Source organism: Nocardia sp. NPDC052112, assembly GCF_040680135.1.
Taxonomy (GTDB): domain Bacteria; phylum Actinomycetota; class Actinomycetes; order Mycobacteriales; family Mycobacteriaceae; genus Nocardia.
The window spans coordinates 134,292-157,018 of the sequence record NZ_JBFAWD010000011.1 but is presented as its reverse complement, the minus strand read 5'-3'; the positions used below and the strand labels follow the sequence as shown (position 1 = coordinate 157,018).

The 22,727-nt window shown below is 65.7% G+C and carries 22 protein-coding genes; 9 read left to right on the top strand and 13 right to left on the bottom strand.

The genetic code is table 11. The features are described 5' to 3' along the window. Positions 1 to 57: 57 nt before the first annotated feature. Positions 58 to 927 (bottom strand): 3-hydroxybutyryl-CoA dehydrogenase, encoded by an 870-nt coding sequence (locus tag AB0L58_RS22540; RefSeq protein WP_364389444.1) that lies wholly within the window; start codon positions 925 to 927, stop codon positions 58 to 60. Between the two features lie 370 nt (positions 928 to 1,297). Further along, the gene (gene aceA, locus AB0L58_RS22535) at positions 1,298 to 2,587 is read right to left on the bottom strand and encodes an isocitrate lyase (RefSeq protein WP_364389443.1); all 1,290 of its coding nucleotides are present in this window, start codon (positions 2,585 to 2,587) and stop codon (positions 1,298 to 1,300) included. Between the two features lie 443 nt (positions 2,588 to 3,030). Here aceA and AB0L58_RS22530 point away from each other — a divergent pair, with 443 nt between their 5' ends. Further along, positions 3,031 to 4,146, top strand: a complete 1,116-nt coding sequence (locus AB0L58_RS22530) for a lipase family protein (RefSeq protein WP_364389610.1) — start codon at positions 3,031 to 3,033, stop codon at positions 4,144 to 4,146. 45 nt (positions 4,147 to 4,191) lie between these two features. Here the strand turns inward: AB0L58_RS22530 and puuE are convergent, their stop codons facing one another. From puuE to AB0L58_RS22495, 7 genes are all read right to left on the bottom strand, one after another. Next, positions 4,192 to 5,103, bottom strand: coding sequence for an allantoinase PuuE (gene puuE, locus AB0L58_RS22525; protein ID WP_364389442.1), 912 nt, complete (start codon positions 5,101 to 5,103; stop codon positions 4,192 to 4,194). Between the two features lie 6 nt (positions 5,104 to 5,109). Next, positions 5,110 to 6,108, bottom strand: a complete 999-nt coding sequence (gene alc / locus AB0L58_RS22520) for an allantoicase (protein ID WP_364389441.1) — start codon at positions 6,106 to 6,108, stop codon at positions 5,110 to 5,112. Between the two features lie 62 nt (positions 6,109 to 6,170). Next, positions 6,171 to 7,403, bottom strand: coding sequence for an aldolase/citrate lyase family protein (locus AB0L58_RS22515; protein ID WP_364389439.1), 1,233 nt, complete (start codon positions 7,401 to 7,403; stop codon positions 6,171 to 6,173). Next, complete coding sequence (locus AB0L58_RS22510; protein WP_364389437.1) at positions 7,400 to 10,252, bottom strand: molybdopterin cofactor-binding domain-containing protein; 2,853 nt, start codon at positions 10,250 to 10,252, stop codon at positions 7,400 to 7,402. The genes AB0L58_RS22515 and AB0L58_RS22510 overlap by 4 nt, the downstream gene beginning before the upstream one ends. After that, positions 10,249 to 11,106, bottom strand: a complete 858-nt coding sequence (locus AB0L58_RS22505; protein ID WP_364389436.1) for an FAD binding domain-containing protein — start codon at positions 11,104 to 11,106, stop codon at positions 10,249 to 10,251. Before AB0L58_RS22505 ends, AB0L58_RS22510 begins: the two co-directional genes overlap by 4 nt. A gap of 867 nt (positions 11,107 to 11,973) precedes the next feature. Next, a complete protein-coding gene (locus tag AB0L58_RS22500; RefSeq protein ID WP_364389435.1) occupies positions 11,974 to 12,429 on the bottom strand; it encodes a deaminase in 456 nt (151 codons plus the stop codon). A 106-nt stretch (positions 12,430 to 12,535) separates the two neighbouring features. Beyond that, a complete protein-coding gene (locus AB0L58_RS22495) occupies positions 12,536 to 13,897 on the bottom strand; it encodes a helix-turn-helix transcriptional regulator (RefSeq protein WP_364389434.1) in 1,362 nt (453 codons plus the stop codon). 268 nt (positions 13,898 to 14,165) lie between these two features. Between AB0L58_RS22495 and AB0L58_RS22490 the strand changes: the two genes are divergently transcribed. The 6 genes from AB0L58_RS22490 to AB0L58_RS22465 all read left to right on the top strand — a co-directional run bounded on the left by AB0L58_RS22490 (position 14,166) and on the right by AB0L58_RS22465 (position 16,758). Further along, positions 14,166 to 14,432 carry a hypothetical protein gene (locus AB0L58_RS22490; RefSeq protein WP_364389433.1) on the top strand — a complete coding sequence of 89 codons (267 nt, stop codon included), beginning with the start codon at positions 14,166 to 14,168 and terminating at the stop codon, positions 14,430 to 14,432. Beyond that, on the top strand, positions 14,429 to 14,737 hold the full coding sequence (locus AB0L58_RS22485; RefSeq protein WP_364389431.1) for a hypothetical protein: 309 nt from the start codon (positions 14,429 to 14,431) through the stop codon (positions 14,735 to 14,737). The genes AB0L58_RS22490 and AB0L58_RS22485 overlap by 4 nt, the downstream gene beginning before the upstream one ends. Then, on the top strand, positions 14,734 to 15,552 hold the full coding sequence (locus AB0L58_RS22480; RefSeq protein WP_364389430.1) for an SAM-dependent methyltransferase: 819 nt from the start codon (positions 14,734 to 14,736) through the stop codon (positions 15,550 to 15,552). The genes AB0L58_RS22485 and AB0L58_RS22480 overlap by 4 nt, the downstream gene beginning before the upstream one ends. Further along, on the top strand, positions 15,552 to 15,737 hold the full coding sequence (locus AB0L58_RS22475; protein ID WP_364389428.1) for a hypothetical protein: 186 nt from the start codon (positions 15,552 to 15,554) through the stop codon (positions 15,735 to 15,737). The genes AB0L58_RS22480 and AB0L58_RS22475 overlap by 1 nt, the downstream gene beginning before the upstream one ends. A 161-nt stretch (positions 15,738 to 15,898) precedes the next feature. After that, the gene (locus AB0L58_RS22470; RefSeq protein ID WP_364389427.1) at positions 15,899 to 16,300 is read left to right on the top strand and encodes a hypothetical protein; all 402 of its coding nucleotides are present in this window, start codon (positions 15,899 to 15,901) and stop codon (positions 16,298 to 16,300) included. Continuing rightward, positions 16,297 to 16,758 carry a hypothetical protein gene (locus AB0L58_RS22465; RefSeq protein WP_364389426.1) on the top strand — a complete coding sequence of 154 codons (462 nt, stop codon included), beginning with the start codon at positions 16,297 to 16,299 and terminating at the stop codon, positions 16,756 to 16,758. Before AB0L58_RS22470 ends, AB0L58_RS22465 begins: the two co-directional genes overlap by 4 nt. Before the next feature lie 1,086 nt (positions 16,759 to 17,844). Here AB0L58_RS22465 and AB0L58_RS22460 read toward each other — a convergent pair. The 4 genes from AB0L58_RS22460 to uraD are packed head-to-tail and all read right to left on the bottom strand — an operon-like array spanning position 17,845 to position 20,945. Then, positions 17,845 to 19,206 (bottom strand): 8-oxoguanine deaminase, encoded by a 1,362-nt coding sequence (locus AB0L58_RS22460; protein ID WP_364389425.1) that lies wholly within the window; start codon positions 19,204 to 19,206, stop codon positions 17,845 to 17,847. A 5-nt stretch (positions 19,207 to 19,211) separates the two neighbouring features. Then, positions 19,212 to 20,117 (bottom strand): factor-independent urate hydroxylase, encoded by a 906-nt coding sequence (gene pucL, locus AB0L58_RS22455; RefSeq protein WP_364389424.1) that lies wholly within the window; start codon positions 20,115 to 20,117, stop codon positions 19,212 to 19,214. Between the two features lie 7 nt (positions 20,118 to 20,124). Continuing rightward, on the bottom strand, positions 20,125 to 20,442 hold the full coding sequence (gene uraH, locus AB0L58_RS22450; RefSeq protein WP_364389422.1) for a hydroxyisourate hydrolase: 318 nt from the start codon (positions 20,440 to 20,442) through the stop codon (positions 20,125 to 20,127). Continuing rightward, positions 20,439 to 20,945 carry a 2-oxo-4-hydroxy-4-carboxy-5-ureidoimidazoline decarboxylase gene (gene uraD / locus AB0L58_RS22445; protein WP_364389421.1) on the bottom strand — a complete coding sequence of 169 codons (507 nt, stop codon included), beginning with the start codon at positions 20,943 to 20,945 and terminating at the stop codon, positions 20,439 to 20,441. Before uraD ends, uraH begins: the two co-directional genes overlap by 4 nt. 140 nt (positions 20,946 to 21,085) lie before the next feature. On the opposite strand from uraD, the gene AB0L58_RS22440 reads away from it, so the two are divergent. After that, the gene (locus tag AB0L58_RS22440; protein WP_364389419.1) at positions 21,086 to 21,673 is read left to right on the top strand and encodes an NTP transferase domain-containing protein; all 588 of its coding nucleotides are present in this window, start codon (positions 21,086 to 21,088) and stop codon (positions 21,671 to 21,673) included. 14 nt (positions 21,674 to 21,687) lie between these two features. After that, complete coding sequence (locus AB0L58_RS22435) at positions 21,688 to 22,725, top strand: XdhC family protein (protein WP_364389418.1); 1,038 nt, start codon at positions 21,688 to 21,690, stop codon at positions 22,723 to 22,725. The last annotated feature ends 2 nt before the right edge of the window (positions 22,726 to 22,727 follow it).

The following is a 22,727-nucleotide window of genomic DNA, read 5'->3' as shown; positions in this document are numbered from 1 at the left end:
AGACTGAAGGGGGCCGCGAACACGCCGCGCCGCAGGCGCGGCAAATTCAACACAGCATCAGACCTTGTACTGATAGAAGCCCGCGCCGGTCTTCTTGCCGAGCAGTCCGGCCTCGACCATGCGCATCAGCAGCGGCGGCGCCGAGTACAGCGGCTCCTTGAACTCCTGGTACATGGAGTCGGCAATGGACTTCACGGTGTCGAGACCGACCAGGTCGGTCAGTGCCAGCGGACCCATCGGGTGGGCGCAGCCGAGCACCATCGCCTTATCGACGTCCTCCTTGGTGGCGAAGCCGGATTCGACCATCCGGATGGCCGAGAGCAGGTACGGCACCAGCAGCGCGTTCACCACGAAGCCGGAGCGGTCGGCCGAGCGCACGACCTGCTTGCCGAGCACATCGCTGGCGAAGGCCTCCGCGCGCGCGGACACCGCCTCGCTGGTCTTCAGCGTGGTGACCAGCTCGACCAGCGGCAGCACCGGCACCGGGTTGAAGAAGTGCATGCCGACCACGCGCTCCGGATTGGCGGTGGCGACGGCGATCTTCATGATCGGGATGGAGGAGGTGTTGGAGGCCAGCACCGCGTCCGGATCGGTGACGACCTTGTCGAGTTCGGCGAAGATGGCGGTCTTCACCTTCTCGTCCTCGAGCACTGCCTCGACCACCAGCTGGCGGTCGGCGAAATCGCCGAGGTCGGAGGTGAACCGCAGCCGCCACGCGGCCTGTTCGCGTTCGCGCTCGGTGATCTTGCCGCTGCTCACGCCACGGTCCAGCGAGCGCAGGATGCGAGCGCGGCCCGCCGCGGCTAGTTCCCGAGTCTGTTCGTAGACGAGCACGTCGATATGCGCCCTGGCACACACCTCCGCGATTCCCGCACCCATCTGTCCGGCACCGATGATGCCGACGCGCTGAATCTTCTCGCTGCTCACGTCCCGCTCCTGCTGTTTTTGTCTGGCTGTCGGGTGGCTGGTGGCGAAGGACGCTCGGATGTGAGCGCGCCCTCGATGGTCCAAGGTATAGGGATGCCCTCCCCGCTGGGGCTGTTCAGCGGGGAGGGCGGTACACCCCTACTGGAGTAGAGGATTAGCGGTATTCACGTCGGGAAAACCTCATTCCCTGAAGCGAGCACCCGGTTCAAGCTCCGAAACTGCCTTAGCGACAACCACGGAGGGAGTCTTACGACCGACCGTTCGCGGCCGGCTCGCTTCCGAGTACTCGAAGCGCATGCGCCGAAGGCGCGAGTCTCGAGTGCTCGGAAGCGAGCCTTCGGGGCCGCGAACACGCCGCGCGAAGGCGCGGCTAGTGAAATTGCCCCTCTTCGGTGGAACCCTTCAGGGCCGCCGTCGAGGTGTTCGGGTCCACGGTGGTGGCGATGGTGTCGAAGTAGCCGGCACCGACCTCACGCTGGTGCTTGATGGCGGTGAAGCCACGCTCGGCGGCGGCCTTGAACTCGCGCTCCTGCAGATCGACGAAGGCGGTCATACCCTCGCGGGCGTAGCCGTAGGCCAGGTCGAACATGCCGTAGTTGAGCGAGTGGAAGCCGGCCAGGGTGATGAACTGGAACTTGAAGCCCATGGCGCCGAGCTCGCGCTGGAACTTCGCGATGGTCGCGTCGTCCAGGTGCGCCTTCCAGTTGAAGGACGGCGAGCAGTTGTAGGCCAGCAGCTGGTCCGGGAACTCGCCGCGGACGGACTCGGCGAACTTGCGCGCGACCTCGAGGTCCGGCACACCGGTCTCCATCCAGATGAGATCGGCGTAGGGCGCGTAGGCCTTGGCACGCGCGATGCAGGGCTCGATGCCGTTCTGCACACCGAAGAAGCCCTCGGCGGTGCGGGTGCCGTCCAGGAACTCACGGTCACGCTCGTCCACGTCCGAGGTGATCAGGGTGGCAGCCTCGGCGTCGGTGCGGGCGATGATGACCGAAGGCACGTCGGCGACGTCGGCGGCCAGACGCGCGGAGGTCAGGGTGCGGATGTGCTGCTGGGTCGGGATCAGCACCTTGCCGCCGAGGTGGCCACACTTCTTCTCGGAGGCCAGCTGGTCCTCCCAGTGCACACCGGCGGCACCGGCGGCGATCATGGCCTTCTGCAGTTCGTAGGCGTTCAGCGCGCCACCGAAGCCGGCTTCGGCGTCGGCGACGATCGGGGCCAGCCAGTTGGCGACGGAGGTGTCGCCCTCGACCTTGGCGATCTCGTCGGCACGCAGCAGCGCGTTGTTGATGCGGCGGACCACCGACGGCACCGAGTTGGCCGGGTACAGCGACTGGTCCGGGTAGGTGTGGCCGGACAGGTTCGCGTCACCGGCGACCTGCCAACCGGACAGGTAGATGGCCTTCAGGCCGGCGCGGACCTGCTGGACCGCCTGGTTACCGGTGAGGGCGCCGAGGGAGTTGATGTAGTCCTCGTTGTTCACGAGGTCCCAGAGGATCTCCGAGCCACGACGGGCGAGGGTGGCCTCTTCGACGACGGTGCCCTGCAGCTTCGACACCTGCTCGGCGGTGTAGTTGCGGGTGACGCCCTTCCAGCGCGGGTTGGTGTCCCAATCCTGCTGGATCTCCGCAGCGGTCTTCGGGGTGCCGACGTTCGACATCTCTGACTCCACTTCTTCGTTTCGGTGCCCCACGGTCGAGCAGCGCTCGAACTGCTGTGGCGGCAATTTGCAGGCTTGCTAGGCCCATGGGGTGTACTTCCACACGATGGCACACCAGGAAATAGCCGTCTACCTGTTGCAAGTGTGAATCCGAGCTAGGTTTCAACAGGTGTTTGCCAACTTTGCGAAATTTGCCTGCAAATTGCACGCATGCAACCTACCCGCCGGTAGCTCTGACATGCGGTTTTAGCGTAACGCCCGTACTGTTTGTGATCGGCCGAAGAGTCGCCATCCGACGCGCCCGACATTCCGGGTTGTGAGCACCTTCACAAGCGTCTGTGTGGCCTCCGCCACCTCGAGAGGGGACGGCAATGGTTCGATCGGACAGACCGAGTCCATCACGGACAGACGTCCAGCGTCCGAAAGGAGCTTCTGTGCGGAAACTGTGGTTCATCGCTGCCGTCGTATGTGGTCTGGGGCTGCCGCAACTGCCCGCGGCGGGCGCCGATCCGGGCGCAGTGCAATCCGTGGCGCCGCTGGCCGCGGCGGCCACCCCACCCGGTTCGGCGGATTCCAGCCGCATCTTGTACGCGACGACCACCACGAACGATGCGCCGACGGTGGCCAGCGCCGCGGTCTACTTTCCGCCCGGGGAGGCACCCGCGGGTGGTTGGCCGGTGATCGCGTGGGCGCACGGCACGGTCGGGCTCGGAGACGACTGCGCCTACAGCATCGCCGGCCCCGCCGCGGTCCAGCGGGACTGGGCGTATCTGGGGACCTGGCTGCGCCAGGGATACGCGATCGTGGCCGCCGACTATGCCGGAATCGGAACGCCGGGCGAGCATCCCTACCTCGATGGACGCGTCGAGGCGCACAATGTCGTCGACGCGGTCAAGGCTGCCACCAGGCAGTACTCGTCGCTGGCGCGGAAATGGGTGGTCGTCGGACAGTCACAGGGCGGCGGCGCGGCCGTGTTCACCGCCCGGTACGCGACCGAATTCGGCGGACCGGAACTCGATTACCGCGGCGCGGTCGGCACCGGCGTGCCCGCGTACATCGAAGACATTCTGCAGTTGCTCGGCCCGCAGGTGCCGCCGATCACGGTGAACCGCCACAGCACCGCGTATGTGCTCTACATCCTCAACGGGTTGCGCACGATCTATCCGGAGCTGGATATCGAATCCTTCCTGACCGACTCCGGGCGCGACTGGCTCATCCGGGCCCGCGAGATGTGCGTCAGCCCGCTGGCCGATGCGCTCGGCGCGGACGGCGTGCTGGTCGGCGATCTGTTCGCGCGCCCGCTCGCGCAGATTCCGAATCTGCACGGACTGCTGGCCGGATATCTCGGCCTGCCCGAATCCGGTTACGACCGGCCGCTGTTCCTGGGCCAGGGCCTGCGCGATACCGATGTGATCACCCCGGAGACGCTCCGGTTCGCCGCGGTGCTCACGGCCAACCGCCAGCCGGTCACACTGCACGTCTACCCCGACGATCACGACGGGACGGTCAACGCGTCGCTGCCGGATTCGCTGCCGTTCGTCCGCGATCTTTTCTCCTGAAACGATCCGAACCGCCCATTCCCGCACCGGTTTCGGTGGGCGCTGTCATCGGACGCCAATCGGGGCCGGGTGGGTACGGCGCCAGTGCTCGGCGATATCGATGCGCCGGGTGATCCAGACATCGTTGTGGGACTGGACATGGTCGAGGAAATGCTCGAGAGCCGCGATGCGGGCCGGGCGGCCGACCAGACGGCAGTGCAGACCGATCGACAACATCTTCGGACTGCCCTCCGCGCCTTCGCGATAGAGCACGTCGAAGGCGTCGCGGAGCTGGGCGAAGAATTGGTCGCCGCTCGGAAAACCCGCGGGTGAGGCGAAGCGCATGTCGTTGGTGTCGAGGGTGTACGGAACGACCAGGTGATTGCGGCCGTGCACGGTGACCCAGTACGGGAGATCGTCGGCGTAGGAGTCGGAGTCGTAGACGAAACCGCCGTGTTCGACCACCAGTTCCCTGGTGTGCGGGGAATCGCGGCCGGTGTACCAGCCGAGCGGGGCCGCGCCGGTGAGTTCGGTGAGAATTCGAACCGCCTCGGCCATATGCTCGCGCTCGGTGTCGCGGTCGGTGAGTTGGTAGGACTGCCAGCGCAGACCGTGGCTGGCGATTTCGTGGCCGAGTTCCCGAAAGGCGGCCACCGCCTCCGGATTTCGCTGCATGGCACGGGCGACGGCGAAAACGGTCAGCGGTAGGTCGCGGCGTTCGAAGGCGCGCAGGACCCGCCACAGTCCGGCGCGGGAGCCGTATTCGTACAGCGATTCCATACTCATGTGGCGATTCGGAAAGGCTTGTGCGGGAGTCATTTCCGAGAGAAACGTCTCCGAGTGCGGATCGCCGTCGAGCACATTGTGCTCCGCGCCCTCTTCGTAATTGAGGACGAACTGGACCGCGATCTTCGCACCACCCGGCCACCGCGGATCCGGTGGCGTGGCGCCGTATCCGACGAAATCTCGTTCGCTCATGCCGGCTCAGCCTCCCAGTTCGCCGAAGAGCCGCAGTCGCGCGAGCCCGCCATCCGGGTAGATATCCAGCCGGACCTCCTCGACCGAGGCCGCCATCGGCGCGATCGCGAAGCGATGCCTGGTATCGGGCAGCAATTCGGTGCGCGGCAGCAATTCGAGTTCGGTGCCGTCGGTGGTGCGGCCGGTGAGCCGGGCCGAACCGGGGCTATTGCCGAGGAAATACGACGTATCGATCTCGGCGAGGCGGATGAGGCCGGGTCCGGCCAGTCGGATGCGCACCCAGTCATTGCTGTCGTCGCGGCGGCGGGCGGTTTCCCAGCCGTCGCCCATTTTTCGCGCCAGCCCCGGGTAGAGCAGTTGATTCGGCGAACTGTAAAAGCGGTTGGAGCAATCCAGGACCAGGGCGCCGTTTTCCAGTGCCGCCAGGTCCAGCGGGCCGAGGCCGAGCAGCCTCGGATCGGGCCTGCCCTCGCCGTGTACGCGCAGCCGGGCGACTCCGCCGTCCGGGTGCATGGTGAGTTTCACATGGGTCCAACGGTTTTCGTTCTCGATCAAGAACCGATTGCGGCTGTCGCCGGTTATCGGGGCGCGGTCGATCAAGGTTACCCAGTCGTCGCGAACGGCAATGGTGTCCGCGGGCGGATAGCCGTCGATCTCGAGTGCGGAAACCGAAACCGCGGGCGGATAGTTGCCCTTGAACCAGGCGGTATCCACCACGATGCCGCGGACCACGCCGGGGACGCCCAGGCGCACGATGGCCGAATCGTCGCCGGGTCGGCCGCGGTGCCTGCGGGTTTCCCAGCCGTCGTAGATCTGGCCCTTGTGTCCGAAGGTCGACGGTCGGTATTCCGACGGACCCGGATTGATCAAATTCTCCTTCTCCGCGAAGAATTCGTCGTTGGCCCAGATGACCGAGCCGCCGAGCGGGCGGACCGCCAGATCGGGCAGCAGTGTGAAATCCACGGCGTCACGCCGACCATCGACCCCGATGGCATCGCTGCTCATAACACCTCCTGCGTAGTCATGCCCACCCGTCGCCCGACCACCACGGCCACGCGATGCTCCGCTCATGACGCCTCCTGCGGAATCGGCGCGCGCGCGACGAGTGCCCGCAGCACGTCGGGAGTCAGTACGGGCGCGAGCGCACGCAGTTCCTCGGTGCTGCGCGCACCACAGTTCAGGCCGCGTAATACCGTGGCCGCCAGGGCTTCCGCGGTGGCGGGTTCGTCCATCACACCGCCGGAGCGCCGATCGAGGTAGGCGACCAGACGCGGGACCGCGACGTCGATGGCTCGACGGAAGAACTCATAAGTGGCCAGCCAACGGGTGATCAGGTGGCCCGGGTGCATATCCCAGCCCTGGTAGTAGCCGAGGCGCAGCGCCCGGCCCACGAGCCGATGGTGGTTGCGCAGTGCGGATTCCGGGTCACGGTCCGGCACGATCTGAGTGGAGCCGTCACAGATCCAGACCCCCGTCTGCGCCGCGGCCACCTGCATGACCGATTTCGCATAATCCGCTGCCGGGTGGTCGAGCGCCTGATCGGGCGCGGCGATTCCGCAGGCGGCCGTGTAGTCGTACGTGCCGAAATGCAAAGCACTGCAACGACCTTCGGACATACCGAGCATCTTCGCGATCGGTGCGCTGCCGTCGGCGGCGATAATCGCCTGCGGGCTCTCGATCTGCAATTCGAACCGCAGCGTGCCCGCATCGAGTCCGGAGCCGTGCTCGAGTCCGTCACAAAGCGCGACCAGCGCTGAAACCTGTTCAGCCGCACGGATCTTCGGGACCGTGAAGACGAATCCCGGCGGCACCCCACCGGCGGCATCCAAGACCAGCTCGAGGGTGCGCAAGGCACGAGTACGTTCGGTGCCGCCCAGGCCCTTCATCCGGATGCCGAGACCGGCCGGCCCACCGGGTTGGCGCACCCACGCGGCGAGTGCCGCGCCCGCATCAGTGGCGGCCCGGTCCTCCTCGGCATCGGCACGGAAACCGTAGCCGTCCTCGAAGTCGATGCGCAGATCCTGGATCGGCCGCTGCTCGAGTTGTGTGCGCACTGCGGGCAGCGCGGCGGTGCCGTCGATTCCGGCGAGCAGGTCGCGGTGGCGATCGAGCAACTCCAGCGCCGCCGCACCCCAGTCAGCGGGGGTGGTGGCGGTGGCCCGGTCGGCGGGGACGTAGGCGGTGTGGATCGGCTGGACCCGACCGTCGGTGCCCGGGTACCGGGTCCGCAAGTCGGCGTCGACCGTGTCGAGCAGCGCGTCGATGCGAGCGCGGACATTCTCGGGTAGCCGTGTTGTCACCCCTGGTCTCCTTCCTGAAGGGCGCGCCAGATGCGGTCCGCCGTCATCGGCAAACCGGTCTGTCGTACCCCGACAGCATCGCGGATGGCATTCGCCAATGCGGGGGCGACCGGGTTGTACGGGGATTCGCTCATCGATTTGGCACCGAGTGGGCCCAGGTCATCGGCGGTTTCGGCGAAGTAGACCTCGGTATGCGGCAGATCGGCGAACTGCGGGATGTGATAGTGCCGCAGCGTCCGCGTGATTACCACGCCCTGCGCGGAACGCATGTCCTCGTAGAGTGCGGTGCCGATGGCCTGGGCCACGCCGCCGACCACCTGACCGCGGCACTGCACCGGGTTGAGCACCGTACCCGCATCGGCGGCCTGGACGGATTGCAGGATGCGCACCACCCCGGTCTCCGGCTGCACGGCGACCCGGAAGGCCTGCACATTGAAGCTGACCGAACGCGGGCTGCCCGCGTGTTCGCCGTATCCGGACAACTCGCCATCGGCCAGGAGTTCGGTGGCACCGATCAGTCGATCGCCACAGCGGACACCATCGGCCGTCAGCACGCACTCCGCTTCGACGCTACCGGTCAGCTTGGCGGCGCGGACCAGGATGTGCTCGCGCAATGCCACGGCCGCGGCGTAGGTGGCCTTGCCCGCGACGGTGATGCCCGTGGATCCGAAGGCGCCGGTGTCGTGGCCGACGACATCGGTGTCCGATTGACGGATCACTATGCGGCGCACGTCGGTGTGCAGCGCCGTCGCCGTGAGTTGGGCGTGCACGGTCGTGGTGCCATTGCCGAATTCCACTGTGCCCACCCGGAGTTCGTAGCGTCCGTCGGGGAGCAGGGTGACGGTGGCCTCGGAGCGGTGACCGCGCGGCGGAATGGTGGCGATCATGGCCAGCGCCATTCCGGTGCCGACCCGCCAGTCCGGTCCGGGCGCGCGGGCGCCGTTGCCGCGCAGTAGGGCTCGTTCGGCCAGGTCGAGGCATTGATCGAGGCCGTAGCTGCCGAAGTCCAGATCACTGTCGCTCACTTGCGCGCCGACGAACGCGTCACCGGGGACGATGACATTGCGGCGACGGAGTTCGAACGGATCGATATCGAGTGCGCGTGCCAATTCATCCATGGCCGACTCGACACCGAAGATGAGCTGGCCGAGGCCGTAGCCGCGGAATGCGCCGGAGGGAATGTTGTTGGTGTAAACCGTCTTCGCCTCGACGCGCTTATTGGCACAGCGGTAGACCTCGATGGATTCGCCGACGCCGTGGAACAGCACGCCGGTACTGTGATTGCCGTAGGCCCCGGCGTCGGCGAGCACGTCGATGGACAGTGCCGTCAACAGGCCGTCGGCATTCGCGCCCGCGGTGACCGCGACCCGCATCGGATGACGGCAGGTGGCACTGGTGAATTCGTCGGTGCGGGTGAATTCGTACTGCACGGGACGGCCGGTGCGCAGGACCGCCAGTGCTATCAGATCCTCGGCCAGCATCTCCTGTTTGGCACCGAACCCACCGCCGACGCGCTTGGCGAATACGCGCACCTGGTCCCGCGGCAAGCCGAATATCTGACACAGCTCGTCGCGCACCAGAAACGGGACCTGTGTGCTGCAGCGGATGACCAGCCTGCCGTCCGCGTCCAACCAGCCGATACCGCCGTGGGTTTCCAGATGGACGTGCTGAGCGCGCGGTGAATGCCAGACACCACTGATCACCTGTGCCGCTGCGGCGAGGCCCGCGGTGACATCGCCGACCTCGCCGTTGATCTCCGCGATCAGATTGCGTTCGGTATCGGCGATGCGAGCCGAATCCGGTTTATCGCCATGCAGTTTCGGCGCGGCCGGCAGCAGTGCCTCGGCCGGATCGAATACCGCCGGTAGGACGTCGTACTCGACTTTGAGCGCTCGGCAGCCCGCGCGCGCGATATCCAGGCTGTCCGCCACCACGGCCGCGACCCGCTGTCCGACGAAGCGCACCGTGCGATCCAGGATGTAGGTGTCGTCCGGATCGTCGACTCGAAGTTCGTGGCGCGCGGTGGAAAAGGCGATATCGGGCGCGTCCGCGTAGGTGAGCACCGCGTGCACACCCGGCAGGGCCTCGGCCGCTGTGGTCTCGATGGCGACGATTCGCGCATGCGGATGCGGGCTCGGCAGGACCGCGATGTGCAGCGGGGCCGTGGGTGGCGCCTCGGCATCACCAGGCAGGATGTCAAAGGTGAATGGCTCTGCGCCCGTGACGATCCGGGGCCCGGCGGGCGCGCCGACACCGGTGCCCGCTCGTCCGAAGGCGGCGTCTGCGGATTCGGGCTGGGTACCCGAACCGACGATCCGCGATATCGCGACTCGATCCGTCCCGCCCACCGTGGGTGAACCGGGTGCCGAGTCGGGGGCGACGTCAGCGCCCGCATCAGGGGGAGAACCGGGCGCCGCGCCGATGGCGTCGGCGATCACGCGGTACCCCGTGCAGCGGCAGAGATTTCCCTTCATGAGCTCCGGTAGCGTCTCGGGATCCGGGGCGGTCGGGCCGGCACAGCCGAGGCCCGCGGCGGTGACCACCATGCCCGCGGTGCAGAAACCGCATTGGAAGGCGGCGGAGTCGAGGAATCGCCGCTGGACCGGGTGCGGCTCGTCGGGGGTGCCGAGCCCGGCAGCGGTGGTTATGGTGCGGTCGGCGGCACGATAAGCGGGAACGAGGCACGAATGCACGGGCACACCGTCGAGTTGCACGGTGCACGCGCCGCAATCGCCCGCATCACAACCTTTCTTCACCGCGAAATGGCCGCATTCGCGCAATAACGTACGCAGGCATTGGCCGGGACGAGGTTCGGCCCACACCGACTGACCGTCCACCTCGAATCTCATTGCCCATCACCGACTTCGGTGCGTAACTCGGTCGCGACCGCGCCGGCCAGCGCACCGGCGATATGGCGCCGCCAGTCCGGGGCTCCGTGCGGATCGTCGAACCAGAGCGTCGGATCGATGGCCGCCACCGCACCCCGCACCTCGGCGTCACCGGGCGTCCCATCGAAATCCAGCACTATCGGCCGGGTCGTCGCGGCGGTTATGGTCAGTGCGCAGTGGCCGTCCACCTCACGGCGACCCATGACAACCGCACCGGAGCGACCGAGCGGCGCCAGCGCGAGCTTCCGGAAAGCGGTGCGCGCGTGCAGACTTCGGGTCGGTACGGTAATCGATCGCAATACCTCGCCCGCGGCGAGCACATTACGTTCCGGACCGAGCACGAACTCCCGCAAGGGAATCCGCCGATCACTCCCATCCGGACGCCACACCAGCGCGACGCCGTCCAATGCCACCAATGCACCCAATACCGCCCCGGCGGGCAACGACAGACACACATTCCCACCCACCGTCGCCGTGCGCCATATCTTGTGTGACGCCACCAACGCCCGACACGCCTGCGCGAACAATGCCGTCCCCGGCCAGTGCGCCCGCAACGCCTGCGCTCCCAGCTCCCGCCCTGGCGCGGCCCCCGCGAACTCCGCCAACGTGCAGGTGGCCGCGATCTCCAGCCCCTCGTCCGTCTCCGCTAACGCGGGCCACCCGAGCGCAGTGATATCAACCAGCCGATCCATCCCCTCCTGCGGCTCCGAAAACAAGAACGTCCCCCCGGCAAGCACCCCACAACCCTCGCCTACGAAAGCCAGGTCGGCCCGCCCCCGCGCCACAACCACATCCCGAATCGTGTCCAGATCCACGCCACACCTCGCTCCACGTTCCCCTGCCGCCAACCCTAGGAGCGCAGCGTTGCGCCGATATTTCACAACGGACACCCCAGATTGCGGGACGGTAACCACACCATCCTCCCTCGAGAACTATGCGCAGGTCAGCGGCAGTCGATCCGGTGGACACGTATCTGCAGCGGGGGCGCGTTTCGGCGTGTCCCGGCTCAGGGTCCGACGACTTCCATCGGGCACTCTCGACCGCAGACGAGGGCGTTGACGCAGGCGATCGAGCGCGGCGTGCCGGGGTCGCTGAAGTATCTACTCGTCACGGGACCGACCCTCACCACCATGACCTCGCCGTCCCATAGCCCGGGGACTTCGCGAATCCCCGGGCACCGGCAGGTTACGGTCGCGATGCTGGCTCGGCTCGCGGTCGGTCGCGACGACGATCCGCTCGAACGATCGCCGGGCGCGAGTCCGCTCGCACCGCGACACCGCCGACAGCACGGGGCCAGACAGCACGAAACAAGGGCAGAGAAAGAGGGACGGACGGACCCTCCGCAGGAACGACCGGACACCGGCCCGACCGGCTGCGGCACCGCAACACCGCCGACATGGCGCGACGACGGATGTCTATATACGTGTTGTATATAGACAATCCTGGATGACACCCGGCCGGGGATATGCCGTCTGACCAGTGGTCTCGCAGTTTCGGGGCGGCGTGTTTTGATCGTCGCACGGAAGACGCCACCGAATACCACCACCGAATGCCCCACGGAATGGCCTCATCAACATCAGAACACAAAAATTTGGTCTGCTATTGGAGCGTCGCGGTTATCCAGAATAATTGAAGATAATATCGGTACCCGGTCTGACGGGCGGCCTTTTGTCGCTGCAGCGCTACGACAGATTGAGATGACGATTCATCGACATTGCTGCGTCTGCCAGCTCGGGAAGCTCAATAACGGTAACGCCCTGCTGCTCCAGTTTCTCGACGCCAACACAGTCCTCAACGAACGTCGACGGCTCACGCCAGGCGATGACGACTTGCGGGATACCTGCCTGCAAGATGCGGTCGGTGCAGGGCACGCGGGTCTTGGTCGCACGCTCGGAACAGGGCTCGAGGGTGCTGTAGATGGTGGCCCGCGTCAGCCGCGGATCGTTTGCGTCGAGCTTGTCGAGCGCCGATTCCTCGGCGTGCACCTTCGGGTCGGTCTCACGCGAGTAACCGGTTGCAATCTCCGCTCCGTCGACCACGATGACCGCGCCGACCGAGAATGCACCCTCCACAACGGGGCACAGCTTAGCGAGGTCGATCGCACGATTCATCCAGTAGTGGTGGTCGCGCTGACTCATGAGATCTCCTTGAAATCCGGTGCATTGGACAGCATTAGGTGTTCAAGTGCTGCTGCCGTAGACGTAGCCGTCGACGCTGGCCGCCGATGGAGAGCAGGATGTGCGGTCACCCGATTGCCCATCGCTCCGCTGCGGCGCGGAATTCGACGACCTCGGCCTGTCGACTCTTGTGGTCGATCATGTTGTAAACGTTGCGGACGTTGTGCAGGATGCGTTCCGATCCGGTGCTGACGCCAATTTCCAGCACGGCCTGACCGAGGCGGGCGGCAGGTTCGGCGTCTCCTGCCTTGGCGTAGGCGACTGCTTGCCGCGCGACATAAACAGCCTGGTCGCGAGTTTGCCCGGACCTCATGGCGCTGATCGCCCGGCTGAACTGGTCGATCGCACCCTGGTAATCGCCGAGTGCTACTCGTCCTTGCGCTTGGTGAACGTCGATGTATGAATGGTCCAGGAAGAATCCCCACGACGGATCAACGCTCGCGTCGTCGGCCAATGCACGGGCGCGGTCAAAGGCGCGTTCGCTGTCACCACGATTACCGGACAGCGCGCAGCCTTGTCCAGCAAACGCGTATGCGACTGCGCCGAACCGGGTTCCGGGCGGGGCGGCGCGTTCGGCCGCTTCCGCGAGTTCGAGCGCTTCGTCCCCCTCACCCATATCGTTGGCGATCTGGGCTTTGCGGATCAGCGTGGCCGCGATCGAGTACGGGTCGCCGAGCTGATGTGACCATGTCAATGCTCGGTCGGTCCAGTGTTGTGCCCGATCCCAGTTGCGGCAATCTTGGTGCAGCCAGGCCGCGAACTCGGCGTAGAGGACGCGCATTCGCTGCATTCCGGCTGGATCGCCGATCCCGGCGCGCCTAAGCTGCCCGATCCTCTCAATGCTCTGCTCTACCAGAGGGATTACGTCACGGGATCCGTGTAAGTTGTCGCTCTCGATGAGGTTCAGGCGCAGCCTTCGGAAGTGGTCGAGGCGGTCGATGTCGGGTGTGTTCGCGAGGACGGCCGCAGGCTTGATGCCGACAGCGGCGGATAGCGCGCCGACCCCGATCCCGGTGACTATGGTGCGACGTGGGAGTGACACGAGAATGACCTCTCCAGCGGTGGTGCGGGCCGGAACCCATACCTGATCAGCTTCATCGGCACCCAGAACGGCCAGCGTGTGTCGACCTAGGGTGTCATTCGCCAGCGTAACCGTTGCCAACGAACTGCGATCGACGTTGCTTGGGTTGTCGGGCTCGAGTCCCAGCCTCGTGGCGAACCTGGCGACGACACTATCTGGTGCTGAGGCCAGCACCTTTTCGAGTTGACGTTTGCTGGATGCGCGTAGTGAGGCGTTCGCGCCCGCAGACTCCCATGCGTCGATGCTTCTCGGCGAAACTTGAACTGCCAGAGCGAATTCCTCGGTGGTCAGTTGCATTGCTTCGCGCAGCGCCTTGGATTCGATTCCGGTCCATTGGTAGATGATCATCGGCCCAGCTCCAGCCCCTGCTCATGCCGCGTTGTTGATCGAAAAATACACCGGTTCATGCGGTCTCGTGAATCGATCTGTCGACCACACGCATGAAGTTGCGGAAAGACTGCGGAACTACTTCGTGGTTGCTGCAAGCACGGCAGATAACGCTGGTCATTGCACCCGCCGCAGGGTTGATGCGCCGCCGTACTTGGACGCCGCCACGTGTGGCGAATCCCCCGGCGTCGGGTGTGTTTCCACTGTCAAGCGAATTGGGAGACAAGGGATGCCAGAACTGCCGCACCGGGCTGCGCTCGTAGGGCCGCCTCGCCCGGTCCGTTGCGATGTGCCGGGGGAGGTGATCGCGGCGTTCCGCGATGGCCTCCACGAATGGGACGCCACCCTCGACCCGGTTCCGGCGCTGAGCGATGAGATCGCTCGCGCTCACCACGCCCTCGGCGCGTGGTCCACCCCCGAGCGCCCCGATGGCGGGCCGTCGATGACCCCGCCATCGGGTGCAATCCAAGAGTTCCTGTTCCGGAGCCGATCATGAGCCGGGATAGGACGCGGACCAGTACCTCCCCCGATGGCCGCCTGGTCGCACAATGGCACCTTGACGGCACAATGGCCCGAATTCACCAGGTGCACAACCATGCTGGCGCCTCGACAGCGTTCTCATGGCCGAGCCACCAGCAGATCCGTAGTCGTGAGCGCGGGCTCGTGGTGTTCGACGCCTGGCCTGACCTGTCGACGGCGCGGGAAGCGTTCCCGGGCTACGAGGCCGTATGGGACGTGATCCGGCACGAACGGTTGGAGCTGGTGTTCACCGTGGCCGACCTGCCGACGGCCAGCGCGTGAGCGACAGTGCACGCGCGACGCTGGCCGATCGGGCACCGGTGCGCGTCAATGCATCCAAGCCGAACGCTGCTCGGGTGTACAACTATCTGCTCGGTGGCAAGGACAACTATGAGGTGGACCAGCACGTCGCCGCACGAATGCTCGCGGTCGCTCCGGACACCAAGACAACGGCTTGGTTCAGTCGCAAATTCCTGCTCAACGCCGTGGAAGACGCGGCGCGGGCAGGGATTCGGCAGTTCATCGATATCGGTTGCGGTTTCCCCTTCTCGCCCAACGTGCACGAGGTGGCGCAGGAGGTCGATCCCTCGGCACGCGTGGTGATGATCGACTACGACCCAGTCGTGTACGTGCACGCCAACGCGCTGCTGTCCGGTACATCCGGTGTCACGTCGATACTCGGTGATATTCGCCGAACGAACGAGATCATCGACAAGACGAGGACCGAAGGACAGATCGATTTCGACCAGCCGGTAGCGATCCTGATGGTTGGCTTGCTGCACTACTTGTTGGACGAGGAGCAGCCGTTCGATATCGTCGCGCGCCTGCGCGATGTGATGGCATCGGGAAGCATCCTGGCCTTCACCCACGCTTCGGCGTTGTCGTGCGATGAGCTTGTTGCGCGGGTGACTGCCGACACCGACGGCAGCTCGGCGCAGTGTCAATTCCGGACACCAGATGAGGTGGCTGTCTTCCTGCAAGGTTTCGAGGTGGTCGAACCCGGTCTGGTGCCGGTACAGGATTGGCTCGATGACGACCTGCCGCGCACCAGATTGGTGATCTTGGGTGGCGTCGGACGGACCCCGGGGGTGGGCTGATGGTTGGTTTCGCAGTGGTATTCGCCCCCGCGTGTGGCGGCTTCGCCCTGGCGCTTGCCCTGGTTTTCATCGGTATGTCGTTGTGGCCCAAACGGATTCCGCAGGGTCGAGGTGTTGGTGAGATCACGGACCGCGTGATCAGCGAGCGCAACCCCGCCCTCGGCAGTGATATTCGACGGGCCTGACCAGGCCCGCAACCCTGATGGAGGTATCTGCTTTGCAGGAAATGTCGAAGACAGGTGAGCCGGAACCCGTTGATATTCATTGCGAGGCCGGGTTGATCACTGAGACCCGCCCGGAGGATGACCGGGTACAGGAATATCGAAACACTCTCTCGAGGGGAATCATGCGTACTGCACGTCTGGCAGCTACCGCAATCACGACAGCCGCTTTGACCGCCACATTCGCCATCTGTACCGCCGAGGCCAATGCGGACAAACAGGACGGCCCGGTCAGCCTTACGGTGATGGGTACCGGCCTGGTTGTGGGCAAAACCGTCACCACCTATGCCAGCCCTGGCGGCGAGGGCCAAGTGCAGGCTTACTACATCATCGTCGGCCCGGACGGTCAGGCCAAACGGATCAATAGCGAGGTGACACAGCCCGGCGCGAAAAGCAGCGGCGTCTACCGGGACAGCTACGGGCCGACCGGAGGGTTCTTGGACGGTACGCGGATCTGCGCTGGGTGGTGGGACCCTACCGGTCGGGTCTCGATCTCCGGCTATCCGTGTGTGACAATCCACAAATGACCCTCCGCGATCAAGGCTGGGAGCCGGTCACACCGGTCGGCTCCCACGGCGAATACAGCTGGCGCGTCTGGTGCGACGCACGACGGCCCCCGGAAGCCGATCTGATGGGCTGGCCGAAGGATGGCGACTTCCTTATGACCTTTGTGGAGGTCACCAACGGCGCGGGCAAATTGCACTCGGGCGGCATCGGCGGAATGCGCGAGCCAAACGAGCAACTCCGGTATTGCACCGGCACGAGCGACGGGTTCCCGGAGATCGTTGCCGTCCGGGTGGCGCAGGATCGGCCTGGCATCCTGATCGAGACGACGCGGCGACACATCGAGGTCGACGCCGCTGAACTCGGCGAATCACATTATGGGATGCGGTTTTTCGCGATGGCGCTGGATGACGGGGAAGACCTCGTCGCAGTCATCAGTGGCGATGTCCGGCGTGAACATATTGCACTGTCGGCGCGCTGAAACCCGACGTTGCGAACACGAAGCCCCTGGGACATGGACAGGAGCCTCGGTTTCGTTGAGCTTGTGCCGGACTTTGACCAGATCCTCGCGGCTACGGCGAGCCCACCAGCGCGGCCTGTCCGCTCGGTTCACACCCTTTTGTCAGCGGGCTAGGCACAGCGCGGCAGCGAACCTGATCTGCATTCCGATCTGTCGAACTACGCCATCGCCGACAAGTCTCAGAGACCGCAAATCGCCACTGGCGCAGGGGAATAGAGACACAGGGTGCATAAGCCCACCGATCCAGCCGGATCTCGCAAACGATCGCGCTGTCGAAACCGTCGTCCTAACGCCTCAGCATCGTCATGACGATGGTAGCTATAGCTGTGACGATCGGCGTCAAGGTCATCACCCACAGTCTGATTCGTTCCTCGCGAGACTCGCGTCTGGGGCGTCGGACTCGGGGCCGGTGACCCGAGTCTTCTGTGGTCGGCCGTCCGGGGATTCCCGGCTCGTTTACATTGGCGTTCGCGCTGTCCATGCGAAACCCCCCTTTATGGTGGTCTTTCCACCGCGTCGGGACGGGGTAGTGGGGCAGAACAACTTTCGCTGGCTTTCCCGTCCTGTGGGTGCCATTGATCGGTGCTCGCAGGGTGTGACGATCGGCGTCGCACGCCCCACTAAAAACCAACCTACAGTCTGTTATTCGGCTTGTCTACAAACTGTTGACCTGTTTTCTGTGTCTCAGTGGTTCGCCGGTGCATCCCGACGCGCCCGCTCACGGCCGCCGGATACCGACCGGCATGATTCGAATTGCTGGTCCTTCGACGGTCAAAGTGTTCGGATTGTGGCACGTTAGGCCCACAAACTGGGAGCCGAGTGCTCATGGAGAGCGCTCGCCGCTGTTTGTTCCGCGTGTTTTTGGGGTGCGAAGCCGTCAAACCCACCAAGTGCGTGAGCGCGCCGTTAGGGAAGGTGTTCCCCAGAGGTCAGCCCTAAGAATCTTGGGAGGCTCTTTCGTGGCTCTGCACGATCAACGTCATCCCGATCGTGCTCGGCCCCCAACGCGCCCCGCTCGCGGGGAGGACGGCGGCCGCGGACCGAGCTTCAGCCCGCCTTCGCGACGAGCGCCGCCTGGGTCCGCGCGACCTCGCCGCCGACCTTCTCTTCGTCGACCGTGCGTACCTCGCCGTCTCGAACGACCATCCGCCCGTTGACGATCAACGCGGCCAGCGGCGGCGCGGCACCGAGAATCAAGGCGGTCACCGGATCATCGATGCCCGCATGTGCGGGCGTATCGAGCCGCCACAGCGCGAGATCGGCGAGTTTGCCCGGTTCGATCGACCCGATTTCGGCTGCCCGCCCCAGCACCCGCGCACCGCCGATGGTGGCGAGCTCGAGGGCCTTTCGAGTGCTGATCGCGCGCGGTCCGCCCTTGGCCCGTGCGTAGAGCAGCGCATTGCGCGGCTCCTCGATCATCGAACTGGATTCATTGCTTGCCGCACCGTCCACGCCGAGCCCGACCGGCACCCCCGCCGCGACCAGATCCGCGGTGCGCGCCGTACCGGCACCGATGCGCGCATTCGAGGTGGGGCAATGTGCCACTCCGGTACCGGTTTTCGCCATGATGCCGATGGCGGCGTCGTCCAGGTGGATGCCATGTGCGTACCAGACATCGGAGCCGAGCCAGCCGAGCCGCTCCAGGTACTGCGCGGGTGTGCAGCCGAACTTGTCCGCACAGAACTCCGCTTCATCGATCGTCTCCGCGAGATGCGTATGCAGGCGCACACCGAGATCACGTGCCAGCACGGCGGATTCACGCAGCAGCTCGGTGGTCACCGAGAACGGCGAACACGGTGCCAGCCCGATCCGCAGCATCGAGTCGAAGGATGGATCATGCCAGCGCGCAACGGCATCCGCGCTCGCGGCCAGAATGGCGTCGAGGGGCTCCACGACCTCGTCGGGGGGCAGCCCGCCCGCACTCTGCCCGAGATCCATCGAGCCGCGCGTCGGATGGAAGCGCAACCCGACCTCGGCGGCCGCGGCGATCTCCGCGCCGAGCAGATCACCACCCGCACGCGGGAATACGTAGTGATGGTCGGCCGAGGTGGTGCACCCCGTCCGGGCCAGTGCGGTGAGCGCACCGGTCGCGGCGACCCGAACCGCATCTTCGTCGATGCCCGCCCAGATCGGGTAGAGCGTGGTCAGCCATTCGAAAAGGGTGCTATCCGCGGCCAGACCACGGGTGATCCACTGATAGAGATGGTGGTGGGTATTCACCAGCCCCGGCGTCAGCAAACAACCACGGCCATCGATGCGCCGCACATCCGCGCCGAGGTCGGGTGCGTCACCCGCACCGACCGCGGCGATCCGGCTACCCTGCACCGTCACATACCCCCGACGGTATTCGGTGCCGTCCGGATCGACCGTGGCCACCGCGCACCCGTCGATGACCGTCATTGTCGTCATGGTGCCTACGCTAGCCAAGCGGACCCGGCTTCCGGGGCATCTTCCCGCTGCACAGTGGCATGGATGAGGCCGTAGGGCCGGTCGTCGGCGTGATAGACCTCGCCGTGGTTCTCGATGCCGAAGCGACCGAGGTCGTAGTCGAAATGGTGCTTATTCGGCGCGGCCAGCCGGATCTCGGCGAGCACCGGAAAGGCCTCGAGCGCGGCCTTGCCCATTTCGAAGAGCGTCTGCTGCAGCGCCTTCGAATGCAGCGTCGCGAAGACCTCGACCAGCCGCTGCCGGACGCCCGCGTACACCGCATCCCAGTCCACGCCGGTCGCGACGGCGAAACGCCACTGCGCGACAAGTGAGGTCGCGAGCATTCGGTCGTGTGTCGGCGCGAGCACCGTGAAATCGTCGGTCAGGAAGTCGGCGAACTCCGAACCGGTCGACTTGAGGATCACCAGATCCTTGACCCCGCCGATCACCCAGGCCTGCTGCCGGTCGCCCTTACCCGCCACCGTGACCGTCGCGGTCCGCACCTCGGAACCTTGCCGCACCCAGGTGTAATCGTGCGCACTGCCGTCGACGGTGACCCGCTGCCAGGCATACTCCTCGACCTCGACGCGCGCGCTGTCGACCGGGGCGATCTCGTCGACGAAATGTGCGGCGAGCGTGCGCGCATAGTCCTCGATCGGTTGCAGGCCAGGCTTTTTCGCATATGCGTAGGCGGTCTGCTTCTGGGTATCGGTGGGCAGCACCTTCGACTGGTCACCGCTGACGTAGGCAGCGGCGAAATCGCCGCGCAGCACGGTGGAGACGTTCACATCGCGGATCTCATGGCGCGGCTGATCCCGGTAGATCCGAACGATGCGGTTCTCCGCCTTTCCGTACCGGTTGTCGGACAGCACGATCGGCCCGGTCAACTCCATGGCTGGCTCAGCTCCCTCGATAGGTGGAAAAGGCAAAGGGCGACAACAACAGTGGGACGTGGTAATGCCGCTCCGCGATGACAACGAAGGTGATGGCGACCTCCGGATAGAACGATTCGAGCCCGCGTTCGGCGAAGTAGGCGCCGGTATCGAACACCAGTCGGTACGTGCCGGGTGGCAACGCCACACCGAGCGAGGCGATCCGGCCGTCGTCATCGGTGGTCGCCGAACCGAGCACCTCGGTGTCGCGATGGAGCACCACCGCGACACCGGCCGCCGGCGCACCCGCGACGGCATCGAGCACATGCGTGCCGATCGTGCTCATTCGGCAGCTCCGACCAGCAGCCGCGCCAACCGAATCCGATTGATCTTCGCCAATTCCGTTCGCATAACCCGCCTTTCGGTCTCCAGATCATTACCGAGCCGGGCGGTGAGCAAGGCCAGCAGCTCATCCCCGGACTTACCGGTCGCGCACACCAGATAGATATGGCCGAACTTCTCCTCATAGGCCAGATTGCCCTCGGCCAACCCCCTGCGCACCGCGTCCTCGGCCCCGGCCACCCCGGCCTGCTCGCGCGCCGATGCCGCGGTATCGGGCCGGGCACCGATGCGCGGATGTCCGTCGAGTGCGCGATCGATCTCCGCTTCGGACAACCCGGCCAGCACGGCATCGGCCGCATCGAGTACGGCATCGATACTCGGATACGGCCGCCCGGCGACCAGCGCACGAGCCCATCCCGGCGCAGAGCAACACACGAGCAAGGCCGCATTCGCCGCCGCCGCGGGCAACGCGTTGAATTCCACGAGGCCCAACCCGTCCGGTGTCATCGAACCAGCATCGAATACGACCGACCCGGCCGCCAGTCGAACGAGACAGATCACTCTCCGGCGTGTCGCCGCATCCAACGGTCCACTTCACAGCACTTTTCCGTAACCCATCGGCTACGCGGCCGGGCTACCGTCTTGGCATGGCTGCACCACCCGATCCGGTCTGCGCGGGCATCGTCCTGGCCGCGGGCGCCGGGACGCGCTACGGAATGCCCAAGGCCTTGGCCGAGGGTGGTGCCTGGCTGCGGGCGGCGGTGGCGGCACTGCGCGACGGTGGCTGCGATCCGGTGATCGTGGTGCTCGGCGCGACCGGACCATCGCCGGACACGGTCGACCTCCCCGAGGGCGCCGATCATGTGTGGGCGGCGGACTGGGCGACCGGACTCGGCGCCTCCCTGCGGGCGGGCCTGCGAGCCGTTGCGGGCACGTCCGCCGAGTACGTCGCGATCATGCCGGTGGATACCCCCGATGTCGGTGCCGATGTGGTCGCCAGGGTGGTCGCCGCGGCCTTCGCGGCACCGACCGGCCTGGCCAGGGCTGTGTTCCACACCACTCCCGGTCATCCAGTTGTGATGTCCCATAAACATTGGACCGCGGTGTATCAAGCAGCCGTTAGAGATTCCGGCGGGCGCACCTATTTGGCCGGTAATAACGATATGGTGTGCGTCACGTGCGACGATTTGGCGACAGGCGATGATCGTGACTTCCCGGCCACGCCGCACGGGTGAGTGGAGCTGAGCAGATGCGCGACATCGTCGACGACCTATTGCGGGTATGGCATTCCGGCCGGACCGGTGGACTGGCCACCATCGTGCGCACTGTTGGTTCCGGACCGCTGCCGGTCGGCACAGCGATCCTGGTAGATGCCAACGGCGCGGTCTACGGTTCGATCCTCGGCGGCACCGTCGAAACGACCGTGATCGAGGCGGCCGCCGACGCCGCGCGCAGCGGTCGACGCGGACTACACCGGTTCGGCGTTCCGCCCGGCGAGCCCGGATTGGACTCCGGCGGCATGGTCGATGTCTTCATCGAGCCGTTCTCGCGCCGGGACTTTCCCGAATTCCCCTCCATCGCCGCGGAAATCGCCGCGCACCGCAGGGTTACTCTCTTCACCGTGGTGTGGAACCCGGATCCGGATCTGATCGGACAGCATCTGATCACCCCGCAGCGACATGCGACCGAACTCGTCGCGCTGCCCGAATCCGATGTATTCGTCTCCTCGTTCCCGCCGCCACCGCGGCTGATCATCTTCGGCGCCAACGCTTTTGCCGCGGCGCTGACCATACAGGCCAGACTGCTCGGCTACCGCGTCACGATCTGCGATTCCCGGGACACCTTCGCGACTCCCGATGCCTTCCCGGGCGCCGAGGTCGCCGTCGATTGGCCGCACCGGTACCTGAACACGCTCTCGGCCGCGGGCGAGATCGATAACACCACCGCGATCGTCGTCCTCGGACACGATCCGAAGTTCGAAATCCCGCTGCTCACCGTGGCACTGCGACTACCCGAGCTGGGGTATCTCGCCGCGAACGGCTCCTGGTCCGCACACCTGAGACGCATCGAAGACCTGAAGGCGGGCGGCTTCGACGATGCGACGCTGGCCCGCCTGCACTCCCCCGCCGGTCTCGATATCGGGGCGCGCACCGCCCCCGAGGTCGCCGTCTCGATCGCCGCGGAACTGCTTGCCGCTCGTTCCCGAGCCGGGCAGCAGACCACCGAAAACCGGGACGCCGCACCGGAATTCAGCGAATTCCCGGCCAACGCCCCGGTCGCACTCTAGCT